This is a genomic window from Nitrosospira briensis (assembly GCF_900115125.1).
Classification (GTDB): Bacteria; Pseudomonadota; Gammaproteobacteria; order Burkholderiales; family Nitrosomonadaceae; genus Nitrosospira; species Nitrosospira briensis_A.
Genome location: NZ_FOVJ01000001.1, coordinates 341,023 through 362,966 on the forward strand (window position 1 = coordinate 341,023; position 21,944 = coordinate 362,966).

The following is a 21,944-nucleotide window of genomic DNA, read 5'->3' on the forward strand; positions in this document are numbered from 1 at the left end:
TCAGGAGGGCTTCGGGCTGCGCGAAAAATGCGAAGCGAAACGCCGGGTGCGGATTGACCGCATCCCAACGCGCGTTATCACGAACGTTCTTTCATCGCGGCGGTAATGGCGGCATGGTCAAGATGTGGGGCGAATATCTCGATGAAGTCATAAACATATCCGCGCAAGTAGCTATTGCGGCTTATGCCGATACGCGTCGTGCTCGGTTCGAACAGGTGGCTTGCGTCGATAGACCGCAGATGTCGATCGCGCCTGGGCTCGAACGCCATCTTGGCCAGTATGCCAACGCCCAACCCCAGTTCTACGTAAGTCTTGATTACATCCGCGTCTATCGCCGTCAACACCACATTGGGAGTCAATCCTTTTGCCTCGAACGCCTGGTTGATCTTCGAGCGGCCGGTAAAAGCAAAATCATAAGTAATAATCGGGTACTCGGCGAGCGCCTCCAGCGTCAGTTGCGAGAGTTTAAGCAGCGGATGCCTCGGCGGGACCACGACGCAACGGTTCCACTGGTAGCATGACAACATCACGAGCTCATCAAATAGCTCCAGGGCTTCCGTGGCGATGGCAATATCCGCCACGCCCGAAGTGACCAGTTCTGCTATCTGCGTCGGATTGCCCTGGTGCAAAATAAGCTTCACCTTGGGGTAGCGTGCGGTAAAATGCTGAACTGCGGACGGTAGCGCGTAGCGCGCCTGCGTATGGGTAGTGGCAATGGTGAGGGACCCGCTGGCCTCGTTGGCAAATTCCTGGCCAACCTGTTTCAGGTTCTTGGCGTCTCTCAGCATTCTTTCGGCAATGTCAAGAATGGCGCGTCCAGGTGGTGTGGTTTCAACTACGCGTTTACCATTTCGTACAAAAATGTCTACCCCCAGTTCGTTTTCCAGGAGACGGATCTGTTTGCTGATACCCGGTTGGGAAGTATGCAGAACCTCCGCGGCCTTTGATAAATTCAGGCCTTGATTTGCGACTTCGCATAAATAACGCAGTTGTTGCAGTTTCATGGTTTCGGGTCTAAATAATGTTAGGTTATGTTAATCTAACATAATATTCTTTATCGATATATATGTTCTTTGCTATTATGTCGATTTTCGAGGCAACATACGAAGTTTGCCCGCCACGAGCATTGATAGGTTATGGAGCAGGCAGAGGACTGATGGGTCAGGAGGGTTGAAAGAACGGCGTAAACACGGCTGATTTCGGTCAGCCCAGCTGGTCGAATACCGTCAGAATCAGGCCGAGTGCGATACCAGCTGAACTCAGGAAAGGATGCTGCGACGCGGAGGATTCATTTTTCGGATTTTTGGCATCAAGCTGATATGGCAATAACTGATATGGCAATACATTTGGAGGATGCAGATGAGTTACTTGGATAATCTCGCGAATGACGAGGAGATAGATTTATACGCCCAGTCCGTACAGGAGTATGTGGACCTGAATATGGATGTTGCGCGCTTTACCGCCGGCCGCCTGCAAATGGGGATCTACGGCCAGCGGCAGGAGGGCGTCCACATGGTGCGTATAAAGCTGCCCGGAGGGCGTCTCACGGCACGGAAATTGAAAACGATAGCCAGTGCCCTGGAGACCTATTCCCGTCATGACGTCGTACATATCACGACACGCCAGGATATTCAGATGCATTATGTGCCGCTTGAGCAGACGCCAGCGGTGCTTCGTCATCTGGCCGCGGGTGGACTGACGACTCGCGAGGCCTGTGGCAACACCATACGGAATATCACGACCTGCCCGCTCGCCGGCGTGTGCCCGCGCGAGCATGTCGATGTGACGAAGCATCTGGAGGGTACGGTCGAGCATCTTCTGCGAAATCCATTGACTCAGCAAATGCCGCGTAAATTCAAGATCAGCCTGTCAGCCTGCGAATCTGACTGTGCACAGGGAATGATGCACGATCTGGGCGTCATTGCGGTGCGTGACGGCGACCGTTTCGGATTCAAGGTCGTAGCGGGAGGGGGTCTCGGACACAAGCCGCACGAAGCCATCGTCATCGAGGAATTTATCGAGGAAAAAGATCTCCTGTCAGTAATGGAAGCGGTCATTCAGGTGCACAACCGCTACTCGGACCGGCGCAAACGCGCCAAATCCCGAATCAAGTTCCTGGTGGATAAATTCGGCCCCGAGGGGTTCGTCGAGAAATATCGCGAAGAACTGGTGCGCACGACCTCGGCATTGGCAACGCTGGACTATCCAAAAGGCGAATGGAGCGCCGGGGCGGACACCGAGGTCCCCGGTTTGGGTGCACCGCGCCATATTTTCGCGCAGAAGCAGCCCGGCTATTACGTATTTCCGATCAGTGTGCCCATGGGCAACCTGAATGTGGAACAATTGCGCGGCCTGGCCAATATTTGCGAAACCTTCGAATTGCCTGATATTCGCACTACGCAGGATCAGAACATGTTTTTTACAAGCGTGCCGGAAGCCAGCATTGAAACGCTGCGTGGCGCGCTGGCTGCATTAGGCCTGGGTGAACCCAAGGCAGGCGATGATGTAGTGGCCTGCCCTGGTACTTCGACTTGCCGTCTGGGAATCACTTCAAGCACGATCGTCGGCCCCAAGCTGAGCGGCGGCAAGCATGATCTGAAAATACGTGTTTCGGGATGTCATAACGGGTGCGCCCAGCCCGAGGCTGGAGATATCGGGATATACGGGGAAGGCAAGCGCATGCATGGCAAGCTGGTGCCGCATTACCAGTTGCATTTCGGCGGGAACGCCATGGCACGCGGAGCGCTGGCGTTCAAAGGCCCATCGATACCCACGGCGCGGATCGAGGAGGCAGTGGAACGGGTGCAGTCGGCCTTTGCCACTGACCGCGAATCGGGTGAGACATTCTTTTCCTGGGCGCACCGGATGGAGAGCGCCTATTTCACCGATCTGCTGGCGGACCTCGTGGAGGTCAAGCCGGAAGAATTGGCTTCGGTCTTGCGCGATCATGGAAACAACAACGATTTCAAGGTACTGCAACTGGGTGGAGGCGAGTGTGCAGGCGTGAGCCAGATAAAGATCGGTACGATTTTCTTTGAAGCCGCCCATGAGCGGAATTATCGCGATGCGCTCAAGTTTCAGACGAAATTCGCGGATTCGGTCAAGTGTGCCGAGGAGATCGCCCGTTTGATCGGCCAGGGCGTGACTGAAATGCTGGGCGGTTTGAAGCATGATGACTTGACTGCGCAGGCGGAAGAACTGCTTCGAGTACTGCCTGCCAAAGCGTATCTGTCCAGGCAATTGGCCAGATTCGCGGAGGATTTTGCTAGCCCGGCCGAAGAGTTGAATGATGCTCATTTGACCGAATGGTTTTCCCGGTTGGATGCATGGACGATGGAGGTTGCGGAATTCTGCCTGGATTTCGACCGTCAGCTCGATCTGGCCGGAGCGCTGCCGTCGCCGCTGCCAGCTTCAGCCAGATCGCCTGCGTTTGACCCGGCGAAGTCTTCCGTCACGATCTGATAAATTTCAAATGCCACTCTCAAGCCCGGATGAGCCTGGATCACAAGATTTCTGAAGTGCGAGCACTGTTGGATTGGGTGCAGCGGGATTATGCACCGGCCACCTTCGCTTGCAGTTTTGGCGCTGAGGATATGGTGCTGATGGATCTTATTGCACAGCATTATCCTGGTATCACGGTGTTTACACTGGATACCGGACGTCTGCCTGAAGAAACCTACAGTCTCATGAGAGATGTGGCAGATCGCTACGGGATTCATGTTCCGGTCTACTTTCCCGAATCTGCCGCAGTTGAGGCCTATGTCGCGCAGAACGGACCGAACGGCTTCTATGACAGCGTGGAGTTACGAAAAAAATGCTGCCATATTCGAAAGGTGGAACCGCTGAAACGCGCGTTGCACGGCAAGCGTGCCTGGATTACGGGATTGCGCCGCGATCAGGCGCCCACCAGAAAAGAACTGGCGGTGTCAGAATTCGACGCCGGGAATGGTTTACAAAAAATCAGCCCGCTGCTGGACTGGAGCTTGTCCGATGTATGGGCTTATATCAAGCAATTCAATGTGCCGTACAGCGCGCTGCATGATAGAGGCTACACCAGCATCGGGTGCGCGCCTTGCACCCGTGCCATTACGCCGGGTGAGGAGGTTCGGGCCGGCCGCTGGTGGTGGGAAGACCCGGAAATCAGGGAGTGCGGTTTGCACCCGGACAAGCGGCGCGTCACTCCAACGGTTTTCGCCGCGGGGACGGACCGGGCTTCGGGCCAGGAAAAAGGTGGCGAAGGTGTGGAAGAAGAGGAGCACGGTGCTCTTGCTGGCGCCGCTCGTGAAACTATCAGGATTGATCAATGAACACTATGCTGAATGATATGGAAGAACTTGTTACGCCGGCTCCAGGCGTTGTTGTGAAGACCGAACCGGTAGTCATTAAACGTCCTGTTGCACGGCATTTTGGCCATCTGGATGCACTGGAAAGCGAGGCTATCCATATCATGCGGGAGGTTGCAGCCGAATGCGCCAACCCGACCCTGCTATTCTCCGGCGGAAAGGATTCGATCGTACTGCTGCGCCTGGCGGAAAAAGCGTTTCGCCCTGGACGTTTTCCATTTCCGTTGATGCATATCGATACCGGCCATAATTTTCCCGAAGTAATCGAGTTCCGTGACCGTCGCGTCAAGCAATTGGGTGAGCGGCTGATTGTGCGCAGCATGGAAGACTCCATCAGGCAGGGAAGAGTGGTTTTACGTTCCGAGAATCAGAGCCGCAATCCATTCCAGTCAGTGACATTGCTGGATGCAATCGCCGAGTTCCAGTTCGATGCCTGCATCGGAGGTGCGCGCCGGGATGAAGAAAAAGCGCGTGCCAAGGAACGCATATTTTCTTTCCGCGATGAATTCGGCCAATGGGATCCGAAGAACCAGCGTCCCGAATTATGGGATATTTACAATACCAGAGTGCATCCTGGAGAAAATATTCGCGTGTTTCCGATCAGCAACTGGACCGAACTCGATGTGTGGGAATACATTGCGCGTGAGGAACTGGAAGTGCCCCATATCTATTTTGCCCATAAGCGGGATGTAATCCGGCGTGGTACCGGGCTTTTACCGCTATCCCACCTGGTTCAGCCGACCGAGGGGGAAAAAGTGGAGAATCTCATGGTGCGCTTCCGGACAGTAGGTGACATGAGTTGCACCTGCCCGGTAGAATCCCCCGCAGCCAGCGTCGGCGAAATCATTGCCGAAACCGCAATCACCCGAATTACGGAGCGCGGCGCTACGCGCATGGACGACCAGACATCGGAGGCATCGATGGAGCGGCGCAAGAAAGAGGGATATTTTTAGGCGTATCTTCATGGACCATGATTTCTGATGGGGCTTGTTCAGGAGTCGGGAATTCGCTCTTGCGCAATTGCACAACATCGAGGTCTCATCTCGCGCTAGCCCGGTTTACGGGATGTCGCGAAACCAGAATTTTTCCAGAAAGAGTATTAAATGTCAGCTATTGAAAGTATTTCTTTTGATCATTCGGAATTGTTGCGTTTCATTACCGCGGGTAGTGTGGACGACGGCAAAAGCACGCTGATCGGGCGTTTGCTGCACGACTCGAAATCCATCTTCGAAGATCAACTGAGCGCTATCACCCATACTTCGCAACGGCGCGGGTTCGAAGCCGTCGACCTGTCCCTGCTTACTGACGGCTTGCAAGCGGAGCGCGAGCAAGGAATCACCATTGATGTAGCCTATCGTTACTTCGCCACGCCCAAGCGCAAATTCATCATTGCCGACACCCCGGGTCATGAGCAATATACCCGTAACATGGTTACCGGAGCCTCCACGGCAAATCTTGCCATCATACTGATCGATGCGCGCAAGGGTGTGCTTACCCAGTCGCGCCGCCATGCCTATCTCGCAAGCCTCGTGGGTATTCCACATCTGGTGGTGGCGGTCAACAAGATGGATCTGGTGGATTATTCCCGGGATGTATTCGAGCGGATTTGCGAAGAATTTCACGTGTTTGCCGCCGGCCTCCATCTCAAAAATATTGCGTATATCCCGATGTCAGCCCTGAATGGCGATATGGTTGTCGAGCGTGGAGACAAGCTTGACTGGTACGACGGAATGACTCTGATGGATCTGCTGGAGAACGTTCCTGTCGACCATGACATCAATCTCGAAGATTTCCGCTTTCCCGTGCAGTTGGTTTGCCGTCCGCAAACAGAGGAATTACGCGATTTTCGCGGCTATATGGGACGCATTGAATCAGGGTCCATCAGGGTAGGCGACAGCGTACAGGTACTGCCTTCGGGACTGACTTCGCGTATCAAGGAAATTGTCACTTATGAAGGGAATGTAGATGAGGCGATCGCTCCGCAATCAGTGACACTGGCGATCGAAGACCATCTGGATATATCACGGGGCGACATGCTGGTGAAGATTGCCCAAATCCCGCAGGTCACAAAGGAGTTTAATGCCATGCTGTGCTGGCTGTCCGACCAGAACCTGGACCCGCGGCGAAAATACCTCATCAAGCATACGACGCGGACCGTGAAGGCAATGGTGTCCCGCATAGATTATCGCCTGGATATCAACTCGCTGAACCATGAACCGGCGGAAACGCTGAAAATGAACGATATCGGACGGGTATCGCTAAAGGTGCATCAGCCGCTGGTATGGGATTCGTATCACCGTAATCATGCCACCGGCAGCTTTATCGTCATCGACGAAGCCAATAACAATACCATCGCGGCCGGCATGATCTGCGCGGCAAAGGATCAGGCTGGGAGTTGTGACTAACTGACGCTTTGTAGCGCAAAACTCTGAAGCGTGAGCTCTGCGCAGTCCACGATGACACAGAAGAACGAACGGGCGTACGGAGCGGATGAGGTGAAAAGCGGCCTTGCCGCTTTTATATTTTTTGGCAAGGAAAAAGCACAAACTGAAAATGGGTATAAAACTGAGGTCCAGCTCGCTTTTGGATGATTGCCGAGGGCCGATCACTTTCTTTTTGCCTCTTCTTTTGATCTTATACTTTTTGATGACGTTATCATGACAAGTTTACAATTGGCGCCCAACCCCACCGACGCGGCCGCTGGGCCTTCTCCCATCCTTGGGTTTGGCATGGCCTTCGCCGATCTGTATCGCCGCGAGGGGCTGGTGAAACTGGATCAGGCGTTTCTCGATTTTCTTGGCGAAGGAGAACCCCCGCTGCGTACCAGCCTGGATCGCGCTCGTGCCTATCCCGATAGCCTCGACCGCAAGGCAGAAGCAGCGCTACTGATCGAGATTGCGCCCTGGATGGAAGATTTTATTGCCAGGCTGTTCGGTATCGAGAAAGAGGTCCAGGTACTTGCCTCCCGCCATCATCAGCTTGCTCCTCTTTATTCCTGCAAAAGACAGTTCGTGCAACGCCGGGCGATGAGCAAGGTAAGCGAGGCGGAGGCGACCGCAGCGGATGGGATTGCGCTGGAAGAAAAACTGGCCGCCGATTTCGAGACGCCTTTCTCCGAGCTGACTTTCGCAACCAAAGTCTCGGAGTGGTTATTGGATGAAAATGCGAACGAAGAGCGAATCAGGGTGGCATTGCTATATGCGGCCTGGGCGCTCAAGACTCCTCAGGGGAGAGAACGCAACAAGGACGGGGTATTGTTCAAAGCACCTGCCAAGCTTGATTTCCTGAAGCTCTTGTCGACGGATACCGACAACGCAGCGGGTTACACCGTTCACCGCCTTCACCATATACGCCGCCGGGAAGGCTTCGCGCTGACCGACCCGGGAACCGACCTGGTGGGCGCCCTGGATGAGGCGAATTACTGCATCTGGTGCCATGAGCAAGGAAAAGATTCGTGCTCGAAAGGACTGAAGGAAAAACCGAAAACTCCTGAAGAGGTGCCGTCTTTCAAAAAAAGCCAGCTCGGTGTCCTCCTGACGGGTTGCCCGCTGGAAGAGCGCATATCCGAATTTCACAAACTCAAGACCCAGGGCGTGGCGGTCGGCGCCTTGGCCATGATTGTCGTGGACAACCCGATGTGCGCGGGGACCGGGCACCGTATTTGCAATGATTGCATGAAATCCTGCATCTATCAGAAACAGGAACCGGTAGATATTCCACAGGCTGAGACGCGCACCCTGAAGGACATATTGGAGCTGCCCTGGGGTTTCGAAATCTATAGCCTTCTCACCCGGTGGAATCCCCTGGATTTGCGCCGGCCGGTGCCGAAGGCGCCAACAGGCCGGAAAGTATTGGTAGTGGGCATGGGCCCGGCAGGGTATACCCTGGCGCATCATTTAATGAACGACGGTCATACGGTAGTCGGTATCGATGGCCTCAAGATCGAGCCATTGGCGCCGGAGATCTCCGGAGTGAACCAGCAGGGAGAGCATGTTCCATTCCGCGCTATCCGCGACGCCGATGAAATTGCCGAGGATCTGGATGAGCGCATGCCTGGCGGGTTTGGCGGCGTGGCCGAATACGGCATTACAGTTCGGTGGGACAAAAATTTTCTCAAGTTGATCCGTCTGCTGCTGGAGCGGCGGGAAGAGTTTGCTCTTTTCGGCGGGGTCCGCTTTGGCGGAACGCTTACCGCTGACGATGCCTTCGCCCTGGGATTCGATCATGTGGCCCTGGCTGCGGGTGCGGGCCGTCCCACCGTGCTGGATTTACCCAATGGCCTGGCGAGAGGAGTTCGTGCCGCATCAGATTTTCTGATGGCGTTGCAGTTGTCGGGCGCGGCCCAGACGAACTCTGTCGCCAACATGCAATTGCGCTTGCCAGTGGTTGTGATTGGCGGTGGCTTGACGGCTATCGATACCGCAACCGAAGCGCTTGCCTATTACCCGGTACAAGTGGACAAGTTTCTTCGCCGTTATGAAATTTTGACGGCGGTGCAGGGCGAAGCAGCCATCCGCGGAGCATGGGATGAGGAAGAGCGGGAAATTGCCGAAGAATTTCTTGATCATGCTCGTGCCATCCGTGCCGAACGCAAGGAAGCGGAGCGGGAGGGACGGGCGCCGCACGTATTGGAGCTGCTTCAATCCTGGGGTGGCGCCACAATTGCTTACCGGAAACGGCTCATCGACAGCCCCTCCTATACGCTTAATCATGAAGAAGTCGAGAAGGCACTGGAGGAAGGCATCTGGTTTGCCGAGGGCCTCACGCCGGTGCGGGTGGACACTGATAAGTGGGAACATGCGAAGGCCGTGCAGTTCGCAGTGCAGGTTCTGGATGAAACCGGGTCATGGCAAAAAACGGGACAGGCGACCTTGCCGGCCCGCGCTGTTCTGGTTGCGGCCGGGACTCAGCCCAACACAGTTCTCGCCAGAGAAGACGATAAAAATTTCAAGCTGAATGGCCGCTACTTTGCCGCTTGCGATGAAAACGGCGATCCCGCCAGTCCGCCGCGGGCGAACCCCAAGCCTGTAACGCCGAGCGTCTTGCTGAGCCGCAATGGTGATGGGCGCTTCATCAGCTTCTTCGGTGATCTGCACCCCTCCTATTCCGGCAATGTCGTAAAGGCAATGTCCAGCGCCAAGCAGGGTTATCCAGTAGTAAGCCGGGTGCTTGAACGTCTGGCACCGGCATCCACGAAACCAGCCTGGCTGTTTTTTGCCGAAATGAACGGACAGCTGCGCGCTACGGTGCATAAAGTGGAACGGCTTACACCGAACATCATAGAGGTGGTTGTGCATGCGCCAATGGCGGTGGAACGCTTCCACCCCGGCCAGTTCTATCGCTTCCAGAATTTTGCAACGCTTGCCACCACCGCCGGCGACACCAAATTGGCGATGGAGGGCATTGCCCTTACGGGAGCCTCGGTTGACATGGCGCGCGGGCTGGTATCGCTGATTGCCCTGGAAATGGGAGGATCAGCGGATCTGTGCGCAAAGCTCAATCCCGGCGATCCGGTAGTATTGATGGGTCCCACTGGTACGCCCACCGAAATTCTGCCGGATGAAACAGTCGTGCTGGTAGGGGGCGGGCTGGGCAACGCGGTGTTATTTTCAATCGGTGCGGCAGCGCGAGCAGCAGGATCGAAGATTTTGTATTTCGCCGGGTACAAGAAGCTGATAGACCGCTACAAAGTGGCTGAAATCGAGGCCGCCGCGGATATAGTGGTCTGGTGCTGCGATGAAGCTCCCGGCTTCAAACCTTCGCGGCCGGACGATCTCAGTTATGTGGGCAATATCGTGGAGGCCATGGCTGCTTATGGAAGCGGCGCGCTGGGTCCTCAGAAAATTCGCTTGTCTGACGCCGATCGTATCATTGCCATCGGCTCCGACAGGATGATGGCGGCGGTGGGCGCTGCCCGGCATGCCAAACTTCAACCTTATCTGAAAACAGATCATTTCGCGATTGGCTCCATCAATTCGCCCATGCAATGCATGATGAAAGAGATTTGCGCTCAGTGTCTGCAACCACATAAGGATTCGGTAACGGGGGAAATTACTTATGTGTTTTCCTGCTTCAACCAGGATCAACCCCTTGATCAGGTTGATTTCGGGGGGCTGGCCTCGCGTTTACGCCAGAACAGCGTCCAGGAGAAGTTGACTACTCGCTGGATTAGTCATTGCCTGAAAGAAACGAACGAAGTCGGGGCGTGATTTGCCCGATCAGCTGTTTTCATCAATCCAGGCAATGCATCAGGGCCGGGTTCATTTATAATCCGGGCTTCGTGATGAAGTGGCCGCCATAGAGGTAGCGCCGGCCACTTCAACAGCCTACGGAACAATAATCATATCGGAAACATAAGGGGGAATACCAATGCATATAGGGGTACCCGCAGAGATCCGCGGGGGAGAGACCCGGGTTGCGGCCACGCCCGAGACGGTGAAGAAATTTACCGCCAACGGTTTGAATGTCGTCCTGGTACAGTCCGGGGCGGGAGCCGGCGCCAGTATACCGGATGATGCCTACCAGGCCGCCGGTGCAAGCATCGTAGCGAACGCGGCAGACCTTTACGGTCAATCCCGGATCGTGCTTAAGGTGCGAGGTCCGGAGCCCGATGAGCTTGCGCTGCTACGCAAGGACGCTGTACTGCTGGGATTGCTCTCCCCACATCAGCTGGAAGGCATTGAAGCGCTGGCTCGCCACGGCGTTACCGCCTTCTCCATGGAAAAACTGCCGCGTATCTCCCGTGCCCAGAGCATGGATGTGCTGTCGTCCCAGGCGAACATCGCCGGCTACAAGGCGGTGTTGATGGCGGCCAATGTCTATCAGAAATTCTTCCCCATGCTGATGACGGCGGCAGGCACGGTAAAGGCCGCGAGAGTCTTGGTCCTGGGCGCCGGGGTTGCCGGTTTGCAGGCGATTGCCACGGCCAAGCGCCTGGGAGCAGTGATCGAGGCGTTCGATGTGCGTCCCGCGGCAAAAGAACAAGTGGAAAGCCTGGGCGCCAAATTCGTGGAGGTTCCGCTGAGCGATGAAGAAAAGGCGCAGGCGGAGACAGCAGGCGGTTATGCCCGTGAAATGTCGGACGATTACAAGCGCCGCCAGGGGGAATTGGTACACCAGCGCGCCGCCGCCGCCGATATCATCATTACCACCGCGCTGATCCCCGGCCGGCCGGCCCCGGTTCTAATCAGGGAAGAAACCGTTCAGGCCATGAAACCCGGATCGGTTATCGTCGACATGGCGGTAGAGGCGGGCGGCAACTGCCCTTTGTCTGAATTGGACAAGATCGTAGTGAAGCATGGCGTGCATCTCGTCGGTATTTCCAATCTGCCGGGGCTGGTAGCGGCTGATTCAAGCGCCCTTTATGCCCGTAATTTGATGAATTTCCTCAACCTGATGCTTGATGCGAAGAGCGGAGAATTCAAAGTGAACCGTGAAGATGAAATCATAGCCGGAACGCTGGTCTGCGCAGATGGGGAAGTCATCGGGAAAGGCTGAGAAGCGGCGGCAAGCAGTGAAACAGGAAAAAGCTGAAAATTTTTTTGCGGCGCTTTCACTGTGGACAAGCCAGATTATTAATAAAAGTTAAGGATTAGAAGGAGCGATCATGATTGGCGAAATTGACCCAACCATTATTAATCTCACCGTATTCGTGCTGGCGGTGTTTGTCGGCTATCACGTGGTGTGGAATGTGACACCGGCCTTGCATACGCCGCTGATGTCAGTCACCAATGCAATTTCCGGCATCATTCTGGTGGGCGCCATGCTGGCTGCCGGGCCGGCGGAAACGGACTGGGGCGTCTGGTTGGGAGCGGTGGCAGTAACGCTGGCCGCCGTCAACGTCTTCGGCGGCTTTCTTGTCACGCAGCGTATGCTGGAAATGTTCAGAAAAAAAGATAAAAAAGGAAGCTAGTCAATGTCGGCAAATTCAGTCGCACTTGCGTATCTTATCGCATCGGTTTTCTTTATTCTGGCGCTAAAAGGCTTAAGCTCGCCAGTCACCGCTCGCCGCGGTAATTTGTTTGGCATGGTAGGAATGGCTATTGCCGTCGTCACCACGCTTACCATTACCAAAAACTGGGCCTTGATAGTCGGTTGTATCGCGCTGGGCGGCGCAATAGGCGCTGTCGTCGCACGGCGCGTGCAAATGACGGCAATGCCCGAGCTGGTTGCTTTCATGCACTCGCTGGTCGGCTTGGCGGCTGTATTCATCGCGATCGCCGCCGTCAACAATCCCGCTTCATTCGGCCTGCCGGCGCCGTTGCCGATGGGCAGCAAACTGGAATTGTTTCTCGGTACATTCATTGGCGCCATGACCTGGTCGGGCTCGGTGATCGCATTCCTGAAGTTGTCCGGCCGCATGAGCGGTGCGCCCATTACCTTCGGTGGGCAACACATGGTCAACCTTGCTCTCGCGATCGTGATGGTGGGATTCGGACTGTGGTTCTTCTTCAGCGAGACCACCAACTGGACAGCTTTTGCCACGATGTCCGCCATTGCCTTTATTCTGGGTTTTCTTATTATCATCCCGATCGGCGGCGCGGACATGCCCGTGGTCATTTCCATGCTTAATTCATATTCCGGCTGGGCGGCCGCGGGAATAGGATTCTCGCTCGGGAACCCCATGCTCATTATCGCCGGTTCGCTGGTCGGCAGTTCTGGCGCAATTCTCTCTTACATCATGTGCAAGGCGATGAATCGCCCGTTTCTTTCGGTCATACTGGGCGGGTTCGGGGGTGAGACGGGAACGGCCGCGGCAAGTGACGGGACGCAAAAAACCTATCGCAGCGGTAGCGCGGAGGATGCATCGTTCATGATGGGTAATGCCGACAGCGTGATCATTGTGCCCGGCTACGGGTTGGCCGTGGCCCGCGCACAGCATTCTGTCAAGGAACTGGCTGAAAAACTGCATGAAAAAGGAGTGAATGTGCGTTTCGCCATTCATCCGGTAGCGGGGCGGATGCCGGGGCATATGAATGTGCTGTTGGCGGAAGCAGAGATACCTTATGAGCAGGTGCTGGAGATGGATGAAATCAACAGTGATTTCTCCAATACCGATGTGGTGCTCGTTCTCGGCGCAAACGACGTCGTGAACCCGGCGGCCAATGTTCCGGGCAGTCCGATTTATGGCATGCCTATTCTGGATGCGCACAAGGCGCGCACGGTCATGGTTGTCAAACGCAGTATGGCGGCAGGTTACGCGGGCCTCGACAACGACTTGTTCTATATGGACAAGACCATGATGGTATTTGGCGACGCCAAGAAAGTGGTCGAAGATATGGTCAAGGCGTTGTAGTGTTTCACGATGACAAGCCACGCAGGAAAACAGGCCGGGTCGCAGAAGTGTTGGCTTGTCCGGCTTCTTCCCCCGCCAAAATTCTTGGGAGCTATTCGAGCCGCTGCGAAGCATGGCTGATGCGCAAGCAAAGAGTCAGGAAAACGACTTTCCACCCATAGGAGTACCGGTGGACCAAGCGTGAGCGCAATCGAGGGTTTTGCCGAGGAAACGTTTGCGGCAGATGGCCATACGTTCAGGCTCTTTCGAAAAGGAGACGGACCCGGCGTTATCCTCCTGCATGAACTGCCGGGCCTCACTCGGGAAACTGTCGAGCTTGCGGAGTGGATCGCGGACCATGGTTTCCATGTCGTCATGCCGCTCTTGTTCGGCAGCCCCCTTCAGAATCCGGCGCTCGGCCTCATGAAGGCGCCCTTCACGTGCGTTCGAAAGGAGTTCAATAATTTCGCAGCCGGTAAATCCAGCGCCATCACGACGTCGCTGCGGGCATTGTGCCGAAAAGTGCATGCCGAGCGCGGGGGGGTTGGCATAGGCGCGATAGGCATGTGTTATACCGGAGGTTTTGTTTTCGCAATGATGCTGGAAGCATCGCTCCTTGCACCGGTAGCCGCCCAGCCCAGTCTTCCGTTATTTCAACCCGAATCGCTCGATGTCGAGCCGGAAATACTCGCATTCGCCTCAAGCCGCGAAGATACGATGTCATTGCTTGGACTCCGCTTCAAGGATGATGGCCGGTGTCCAGCGTCACGATTCGAGCGGCTGGAAAAATCGCTCCAAAACCGCACGGGATCAGCAGAGCCGCGCTTTCGCTCTATAACAGTGCCGGGCAAAGGACATTCAACCCTGACGTTCGAATACGAGAAAGCGCTTAGCGAGGGAATCGATACCAGGGAGCAGGTGCTCCAGCACCTGCGCGCACAGTTGCTTGATGCGAACAGCTCCACATCCTGACAGCTGGCATCGCGAGGCCGAGTACTTATTTTCCAGCGATTTCCTCATTGGGTTGTTATACTTGCGGTGAGCGATGGCAATATAATGAAGCCATCTGAAACTCGATCCCGGGCGCGAACAACACACTGCCAATCTGTAGTTCATCCCTGTTTTGAAGCCCGGAAATATCCGCAGGGCCCGTTTTTTTTTGCGAAAAAGTAAGGTTTCCATTCGTCGATAGTCAGGAACCCCCATGCTGGTTGGATTACCCAAGGAAATCAAGGATCACGAAAACCGTGTCGGCCTTACGCCAAACACAGTCAGAGCCCTGACACGGCGCGGGCATAAAGTACTCGTCCAGAGCGGGGCGGGAGAAGGCAGCTACCTTTCGGATGCTGAATATGAGTCGGCTGGCGCCACCATTGTTCCTCACGCTGACGACGCCTGGGCGGCGCAGTTGATCGTTAAAGTCAAAGAGCCGACTCCGGCTGAATACCGTTACCTGCATCGGGACATCATTCTTTTCACTTATCTTCATCTGGCTTCAGACAGGCCTCTTGTCGATGCTCTGCTGAAGAGCGGAGCCACAGCCATAGGCTATGAAACGGTCCAGGCTGAAGACGGGAAATTACCTCTTTTGACGCCCATGAGCGAGGTGGCCGGACGCATGGCTACCCAGATCGGGGCAACCTATCTGCAAAAAACGCATGGCGGCCGCGGTGTATTGATGGGTGGCGTTCCCGGTGTTGCTTCTGCTAATGTCGCGATATTGGGCGGTGGTATCGTAGGTACGAATGCCGCCCGTGTCGCCGTTGGGTTAGGTGCACAGGTTACTGTGCTGGATGTGAGTCATGATCGCCTGAAATATCTGGATGATATTTATCGCGGACAACTGCAGACCCGGTTCAGCGATGAATATAATATCGAAGAGGCGGTCTACGAGGCAGATCTGGTAATCGGAGCAGTATTGATTCCGGGCGGCCGGGCGCCGTGGCTGGTTACAGCGGAAATGTTGCCACGGATGCGAAAAGGAGCGGTGATTGTAGATGTAGCGGTTGATCAGGGTGGATGCGTGGAAACAACCCGGCCTACCACTCACAGCAATCCGACCTATGAACTTGAAGGCGTGGTGCATTATTGTGTCGCCAACATGCCGAGCGCCGTCCCGCGCACCAGTACCTTCGCACTTAATATCCAGACAGCGGTTTATACCCTGCAGTTGGCGGATGAGGGCTTGAATGCCTTGCAAAAAAACCGTGCCCTGCAATACGGCCTCAACATCCACGGCGGATCGATAACCTATCCTGCTGTCGCAGAGGAATTTGATATGAAATGCATAGAGCCGCTGCAGGCATTGGGCCGGCGAATTGAATAATCAACCATAGGAAGCTAAAAATATGAAATTAACATATCCCGTGTTTTTGGGCGCATTGCTCACCCCATTGCTTGTCATGAATCAGCCCGCTGCGGCAAATGTCGATATCGTTTTCGATTACCGGTATGACAGTTCCGGCTTTTTTACCGGATCAAACAGTTCACGTCAGAATTTATTGAATTCCGCCGCCTCGGTATTCGAGACGCGCTTCGAGGACCACCTTACCGCCATCTCTTCAGCGGGTTCGAACGGGTTTCATGCGCGCCTCTTTCAGCCTGACAACGGTAAACTAATCAGTATCCCCAACTTCAGTGTAGGCGCTGATCAGATTGTGGTTTTTGTGGGGGCCTATAACATTCCCGGCAGTCTCGCGGTCGGGGGGCCGGGCGGTTTCACGGTTAATGGTTCCGCCGCGTTTCATGAAAACGTGCTCAGCAGGGGGCAGCCGGGTGCGCTTTTACCCACACAAACGGATTTTGGTCCGTGGGGAGGCAGAATGTCATTCAATAGTACGTCCAATTGGTATTTTGACCCTGATGTCAGCACAAACGAGCCTTTCTCCAATCAATACGATTTTTACTCGGTAGCTGTGCATGAACTTGCTCACGTGCTCGGCTTTGCCAGCGCTCCGTCTTTTAATAACCTTATTTCCGGCGGCGTTTTCACGGGCACTGCCGTTAATAGCCTGTTTGGTTCGAATCCCTCGGTTGCCAGTGACGGCCATTGGGTTTCGGGTCTCAGCTATTCGGGGCAGGAAGCGGCCATGGACCCGAGCATTGCGGTCAACCAGCGTAAGCACTTTACAGAACTTGATTTCGCGGCCATGAAAGATACCGGCTGGCAGGTTTCCCCGATACCGGAGACAGAAATCTGGGCGATGATGCTTGCCGGGCTGGGGTTTCTCGGCTGGCGCTTGCGCCCCTCTCAACGGCGAGGCTGATTACGTGAAACGCAGGTGACTGATCACTATAACTCCTTGCCGATTATCTAAATATCGTAAAACGCAACATTCCTGCCGGCACGCGTCAAATCCGGCACCGTAACCGCATTCTCCTCGGATCAGGGCACTGCGCGGTCTACGAGAAGCCTGTCCGGGCCCCTGATCAGTCCGTTGTCTTCGCGGCGAGATATGCGGCTAAACAAGCGGCAAAACCCATGCCCCACAGTTTTACCCTGATCACCACCATCGCCGTTAGTCTCGGTCTTGCCTTGCTGATGGGGCTCATCGCCAACCGGCTGAAATTGCCCGTGCTCGTGGGCTATCTGACTGCGGGAATGATTCTTGGCTCTCACACGCCAGGCTTCGTGGCAGACATCGAGTTATCGGGGCAGCTTGCCGAAATCGGGGTTATTCTGCTGATGTTTGGCGTCGGATTGCACTTTTCCCTGAAAGATCTGTTGGCGGTCCGGCGAATCGCATTGCCCGGGGCCATTGTCCAGATTGGAGTGTCTACTGCCTTCGGCGCCATTGTCGCTGCCTCCTGGGGCTGGAACCTGGCTGTCGGTATTGTGTTTGGCGTAGCGCTTTCCACCGCAAGTACAGTCGTGTTGCTGCGGGCGCTGGAGCAGCGCGGCTTGCTCAAGTCCGTCAATGGATCAATTGCCGTCGGCTGGCTTATCGTCGAGGACCTGGCAATGGTTCTGGTTCTTGTCCTGTTGCCCCCGCTCGCAGGCTGGCTGGGGACCAACCCGGACAATTCGGCGGGAGAACTGAATTCGGATCTGGTAACAACGCTTCTGCTCACTTTTGGCAAAGTGTCGCTCTTCATCGCTCTAATGCTTATTGTCGGGAAACGCGTTTTTCCCTGGTTGCTTTGGCACGTCGCCAGCACTAATTCGAACGAGCTCTTTATCTTGAGCGTGATCGCCGTCGCGATAGGCATAGCCTACGGATCCGCAATGCTCTTTGGTGTCTCTTTCGCTCTGGGCGCCTTTTTTGCCGGCATGGTCATGAGGGAGTCCGATTTGAGTCACCGGGCGGCGCAGGAATCCCTGCCTCTCCGAGACGCTTTTTCAGTCTTGTTTTTTGTCTCCGTCGGGATGCTGTTTGACCCGGATGTGCTCATAGAGCAACCGCTTCACGTTCTCGCCACGCTTGGAATCATCATCTTTGGCAAATCGCTGGCTGCTTTCTTATTGGTATTGGCTTTCCGTTATCCCCTGAATACGGCGCTGACCGTTTCCGCCAGTCTGGCGCAGATCGGTGAATTCTCGTTTATCCTTGCGGCGCTTGGCGTTTCGCTGGGCCTCCTCCCGCTTGAGGCCCAAAGCCTTATTCTGGCAGGGGCTTTTATTTCGATAACACTGAACCCCCTGGTATTTCGGGTAATCGAGCCCGCCCAGGCCTGGATTCGTTCCCGTTCCAAACTCGCCCGAATCCTCGAGCGCACTGACGATCCTCTGGCCGAACTGCCGACCACGGTTGCATCAAGCTATGTGACGAGCCATGTGGTGATCGTCGGTTATGGCCGCGTGGGCGGTCATATCGGCGAGGCGCTGGCCAAACAGGGAACACCACTCGTTGTGGCGGAACAAAATCGGGAGATAGTTGAAGGACTGCGAAAGCGCGGAATCCATGCCGTGGCGGGTGACGCCGCCGAACCCGCCGTACTTATTCAGGCGCACATCGCGCGGGCGGCTGTCCTGGTGATTGCGGTTCCTGATACGCTACGAGCCCGGCGCATGATAGAAACTGCACGTATACTTAATCCCCCGATCGAGATTATCATCCGTACGCATACCGACGAGGAGGCGGCGCTGTTACAGAAGGAAAGCGGTGGCGCAGTGTTTCTTGGCGAGCACGAGCTCGCCCTCAGCATGACACGAGATATACTGACAAAGGTTCCGGTCAGCAAGTGATGGAACAAGCACAGGACATAAAGGTGCTGTCATAATGGGAAGCCAGGTCGAGGTTCGCCTGAAATACATGATCACGGAATGACGGCCCTGGAGGTTAACATTGGAGGCACGAATGAGTGACAGAATTGTCGTTTATCAGAAACCCACCTGCAGTAAATGCAGGGCTACGCTTGCGCTTCTCGAGAACAGCGGAAAAGAATTCGATGCCGTCAATTATTACGAAGTGCCTTTGACTGTCGAGCAATTACGCGAGTTGATTGACAAGCTTGGTTTGCAGGTTCGGGATATATTGCGCAGCGAGGAACCGCTGGCACGCCGTCTTGGACTTGCCGAGCGTCAGCTATCGGATGATGAATTGATAAGGATCATGGTGGAAAACCCGGATCTGATTCAGCGGCCCATTGTTGTGCGTGGAGATGAGGCAGTACTGTGTCGTCCACCGGAGAATGTGAAGAAATTTCTATAACATTCTCCGGTAATCTTCGACCGAGTTCCGCCTGACTGTATGTCAGGGCGATTGAGCTCAGTGCTCCCACCGTTTCAATATTTGAGGCGGTTAGGCGCGCGTATTAAACTTCGGCAAAGCACGAGATCATAGCAATATGGACATCAAGAGGAAAAGACAGTGAATATGACATCAACGGGCATCTTGCCACTGATTGCCCCGCTTATTCTTGCTATCATGCTGACAGCATTCGCTGCCGTTGCGCAGGCAGAATGTTCCGGTTGCCTATGCCCGGGAAACCCTTGCAAGTTGTGCCCGTTACCACCAGCAAAAAATGCTTCGCCCGTTCCGGAGGAACCCGACACCTGCCTTAAGATCAGGCAGAGGGTGCCACTCGTTTCGGCAAACACCGATCCGGACGAGCATTATGCAAGTCTGGATAAATCAATCATGGAATGCGTAAGAAATGGCGGTGATGTTGTGATGAATTCGCGCCGGAACAAGGAGTTTCCTTCCAAGCATTATTGCAAGCCCTATATTGCGCCAGGCAAGGCCAAGGTGGAAGGTGGCAGCTCAACGGGGAAGAATTAGGAATCAGGAACGTGAGCATGAGGCCGCCGCGAATAAAATGCACCTTGTCCCGAGCCGTACTTGAAGGGAAGAAATGTTTGCTCGCGTAGAAGCCGGCAGGCAGGACAGTGGAGGCGTGTCTTTTTCACGGTTGCGGCGCGATCCGCAGTCTTTCCTCAAATTGATTCTGCTCGGCTTCGCGCTTGTGGGCTTGCCGCTGATCATCGCGCTGATCAATAGCGCGTTCTCCATCGACCGGCTCGCAGATCAAAGCCGGAAGGCTGTGTATCAGGCGGCGCAAATTGCCCATAGCAGCCGTGCGCTGGCGGATGAAATCGCTACCATGGAGCGCGCCGTGCGGCAGACGCACATCCTGGGCGACCCGTCCCTGCTGGACAATTATTTCCGCGCGCACGTCAAATTCGAGGTCATGGCGGCCAGCCTTTCCGAACTTTCCTTGCACGTCGAACAAAAGGACTTGTTGATGCAACTGCAAGCCGCGGAGGCCTTGATTTTCGAGAAGGTCTCGGCTGTAAGGCAATCCCCGGCGGAACTGAGCGATCTGATCGGCAACTTCGCTCTCCTGCGGGATTCGGCAAGAACTTTTTTTTCGGTTGGTTATACGTTGATCGAGCGCGAGGTGGACGAAATGCAGGACATGGCGGGATATGCACGCTTTACGGTTGGATGGCAGTTGCTCGCGCTGATCCCGTTTGCCATTTTGCTGGCATTCTTTTTTTCGGTACGAATTGCACGTCCCATTCGCCAGATCGATGAGGCGATCCGCAATATGGGGCAAGGTGAACTATACAAGGCGATACGTGTGGATGGACCTCAGGATCTCGTGTATTTCGGAGAGCGCCTTGACTGGATGCGCCGTCGCCTGCTGAAGCTCGAAGAGCAGAAAACCCGTTTTTTGCAGCATGTTTCTCACGAACTCAAGACACCGCTCACCGCAATGCGGGAAGGCGCGGATTTGCTGGTCGAAGGCGTGGCGGGAGAGTTGACCGAAGAACAGCAGCGTATTGCGAGAATCCTTCACAGCAACAGCATGCAACTTCAGCGGCGTATCGAAGATTTATTGAGTTATAGCGCGCTTCAGGCCGAGAAAGCCGCGCTGGTGAGGCATGAAGCGGACCTGACACAGATCCTGGAATCGGTGTTGCATGACCAGAACCTCATCATTATGAGCAAAGGCCTGAGAATCGATTTATCTTGCCCCACATTGATACTTGACTGTGACGAACAAAAAATCAAGGTGATCGTGGATAATCTGCTATCGAACGCAGTGAAATTTTCTCCTCCCGGGGGCTGTATCCGCATCTGGACGAGCAAGACAACCGGGATGGCCCAACTGGACATCGTGGATGCAGGCCTGGGTGTCGACGAGTCGGACCGCGAGAAAGTATTCGAACCGTTTTACCAAGGGCGGCGGGTACTCGATAGCCACGTCAGGGGGACAGGACTCGGACTGTCTATTGCCCGTGAATATGCGCTGGCCCATGGCGGGGACATCGAACTTGTGCCACAGGTTGGCCTTGGCGCGCATTTCCGCGTCACCATACCCGTTTGTGATCCCGAGGTGCACTCATGATTGATACAGCCCGGATATTGCGGATTCTTCCTGCTGTAATGCTGGCGTTGCTGGCTGCCTGCTCAATCATTCCGAAACATCCGCCAATTATCGAATCGTCGTCGCCCGATCTGGTCGTAACTGGCCAGATGGATGACATGATGGAATTTTACGATATTGTGCGTAAACAGTCGCCGGCAGAACTGGGCCAGGTTTACGAAAAGGTAAAACAGAACTTCGTACACAACAAGAGCGATGCAAATCGAGCCAGACTGGTATTGCTTCTCATCCTGCCCAATACTTCCATTCGAGACGTAAGCTCTGCAATCCACCTGCTCAATGAGTGGCCGCGTGATGGAAAGCCGGCATCCAATCTGCAAAGTTTCAGAAATTTGCTGGCGAGCCTTCTTGGGGAGCAGCAACGGCTACACCATAGCGTGGAAGAATTGTCGCAGAAATTGAAAGAAGAGCAAAAACGTTCAGAGACATTAAAAAGCCAGATCGACGCAATAAAAAGTATGGAAAAGAACCTCATCCTTAGGGAATTGTAATAA

At 54.9% G+C, this 21,944-nt stretch carries 17 protein-coding genes; 16 read left to right on the forward strand and 1 reads right to left on the reverse strand.

All coding sequences use genetic code 11. The features are described 5' to 3' along the window. Positions 1–77 precede the first annotated feature (77 nt). On the reverse strand, positions 78–1,004 hold the full coding sequence (cysB, locus tag BMZ14_RS01535) for an HTH-type transcriptional regulator CysB (RefSeq protein ID WP_074793884.1): 927 nt from the start codon (positions 1,002–1,004) through the stop codon (positions 78–80). A gap of 355 nt (positions 1,005–1,359) precedes the next feature. On the opposite strand from cysB, the gene BMZ14_RS01540 reads away from it, so the two are divergent. From BMZ14_RS01540 to BMZ14_RS01615, 16 genes are all read left to right on the forward strand, one after another. Next, entirely contained in the window at positions 1,360–3,462 is a 2,103-nt protein-coding gene (locus tag BMZ14_RS01540; RefSeq protein WP_074793886.1) for a nitrite/sulfite reductase, read from the forward strand. 29 nt (positions 3,463–3,491) lie between these two features. Continuing rightward, positions 3,492–4,307 (forward strand): phosphoadenylyl-sulfate reductase, encoded by an 816-nt coding sequence (locus tag BMZ14_RS01545; protein WP_083396574.1) that lies wholly within the window; start codon positions 3,492–3,494, stop codon positions 4,305–4,307. Next, the gene (gene cysD / locus BMZ14_RS01550; protein ID WP_256208309.1) at positions 4,304–5,296 is read left to right on the forward strand and encodes a sulfate adenylyltransferase subunit CysD; all 993 of its coding nucleotides are present in this window, start codon (positions 4,304–4,306) and stop codon (positions 5,294–5,296) included. The genes BMZ14_RS01545 and cysD overlap by 4 nt, the downstream gene beginning before the upstream one ends. Positions 5,297–5,446: 150 nt before the next feature. After that, complete coding sequence (cysN, locus tag BMZ14_RS01555; protein ID WP_074793888.1) at positions 5,447–6,748, forward strand: sulfate adenylyltransferase subunit CysN; 1,302 nt, start codon at positions 5,447–5,449, stop codon at positions 6,746–6,748. Positions 6,749–7,000: 252 nt separating this feature from the next. Then, a complete protein-coding gene (locus tag BMZ14_RS01560; protein ID WP_074795438.1) occupies positions 7,001–10,552 on the forward strand; it encodes an FAD-dependent oxidoreductase in 3,552 nt (1,183 codons plus the stop codon). Between the two features lie 160 nt (positions 10,553–10,712). After that, on the forward strand, positions 10,713–11,840 hold the full coding sequence (locus tag BMZ14_RS01565; RefSeq protein ID WP_074793890.1) for a Re/Si-specific NAD(P)(+) transhydrogenase subunit alpha: 1,128 nt from the start codon (positions 10,713–10,715) through the stop codon (positions 11,838–11,840). A gap of 109 nt (positions 11,841–11,949) precedes the next feature. Further along, positions 11,950–12,255, forward strand: coding sequence for an NAD(P) transhydrogenase subunit alpha part 2 (locus BMZ14_RS01570; RefSeq protein ID WP_074793893.1), 306 nt, complete (start codon positions 11,950–11,952; stop codon positions 12,253–12,255). Between the two features lie 3 nt (positions 12,256–12,258). Further along, positions 12,259–13,638 (forward strand): NAD(P)(+) transhydrogenase (Re/Si-specific) subunit beta, encoded by a 1,380-nt coding sequence (locus BMZ14_RS01575; RefSeq protein ID WP_074793895.1) that lies wholly within the window; start codon positions 12,259–12,261, stop codon positions 13,636–13,638. 180 nt (positions 13,639–13,818) lie between these two features. Then, positions 13,819–14,589 (forward strand): dienelactone hydrolase family protein, encoded by a 771-nt coding sequence (locus BMZ14_RS01580; protein ID WP_074793897.1) that lies wholly within the window; start codon positions 13,819–13,821, stop codon positions 14,587–14,589. 232 nt (positions 14,590–14,821) lie between these two features. Beyond that, positions 14,822–15,943 (forward strand): alanine dehydrogenase, encoded by a 1,122-nt coding sequence (gene ald, locus BMZ14_RS01585; RefSeq protein WP_074793899.1) that lies wholly within the window; start codon positions 14,822–14,824, stop codon positions 15,941–15,943. A gap of 22 nt (positions 15,944–15,965) precedes the next feature. Continuing rightward, on the forward strand, positions 15,966–16,883 hold the full coding sequence (locus BMZ14_RS01590) for a hypothetical protein (RefSeq protein WP_074793901.1): 918 nt from the start codon (positions 15,966–15,968) through the stop codon (positions 16,881–16,883). A gap of 215 nt (positions 16,884–17,098) precedes the next feature. Next, on the forward strand, positions 17,099–18,802 hold the full coding sequence (gene ybaL, locus BMZ14_RS01595; protein WP_074793903.1) for a cation:proton antiporter domain-containing protein: 1,704 nt from the start codon (positions 17,099–17,101) through the stop codon (positions 18,800–18,802). 112 nt (positions 18,803–18,914) lie between these two features. Further along, the gene (arsC, locus tag BMZ14_RS01600; RefSeq protein ID WP_074793905.1) at positions 18,915–19,268 is read left to right on the forward strand and encodes an arsenate reductase (glutaredoxin); all 354 of its coding nucleotides are present in this window, start codon (positions 18,915–18,917) and stop codon (positions 19,266–19,268) included. 165 nt (positions 19,269–19,433) lie between these two features. Continuing rightward, positions 19,434–19,838 (forward strand): hypothetical protein, encoded by a 405-nt coding sequence (locus BMZ14_RS01605; protein WP_074793907.1) that lies wholly within the window; start codon positions 19,434–19,436, stop codon positions 19,836–19,838. Positions 19,839–19,911: 73 nt separating this feature from the next. Continuing rightward, positions 19,912–21,411: a HAMP domain-containing sensor histidine kinase gene (locus tag BMZ14_RS01610; RefSeq protein ID WP_083396575.1), complete on the forward strand. Its 1,500-nt coding sequence runs from the start codon at positions 19,912–19,914 to the stop codon at positions 21,409–21,411. Continuing rightward, complete coding sequence (locus BMZ14_RS01615) at positions 21,408–21,941, forward strand: dihydrolipoamide acyltransferase (RefSeq protein ID WP_074793909.1); 534 nt, start codon at positions 21,408–21,410, stop codon at positions 21,939–21,941. The genes BMZ14_RS01610 and BMZ14_RS01615 overlap by 4 nt, the downstream gene beginning before the upstream one ends. Positions 21,942–21,944 lie beyond the last annotated feature (3 nt).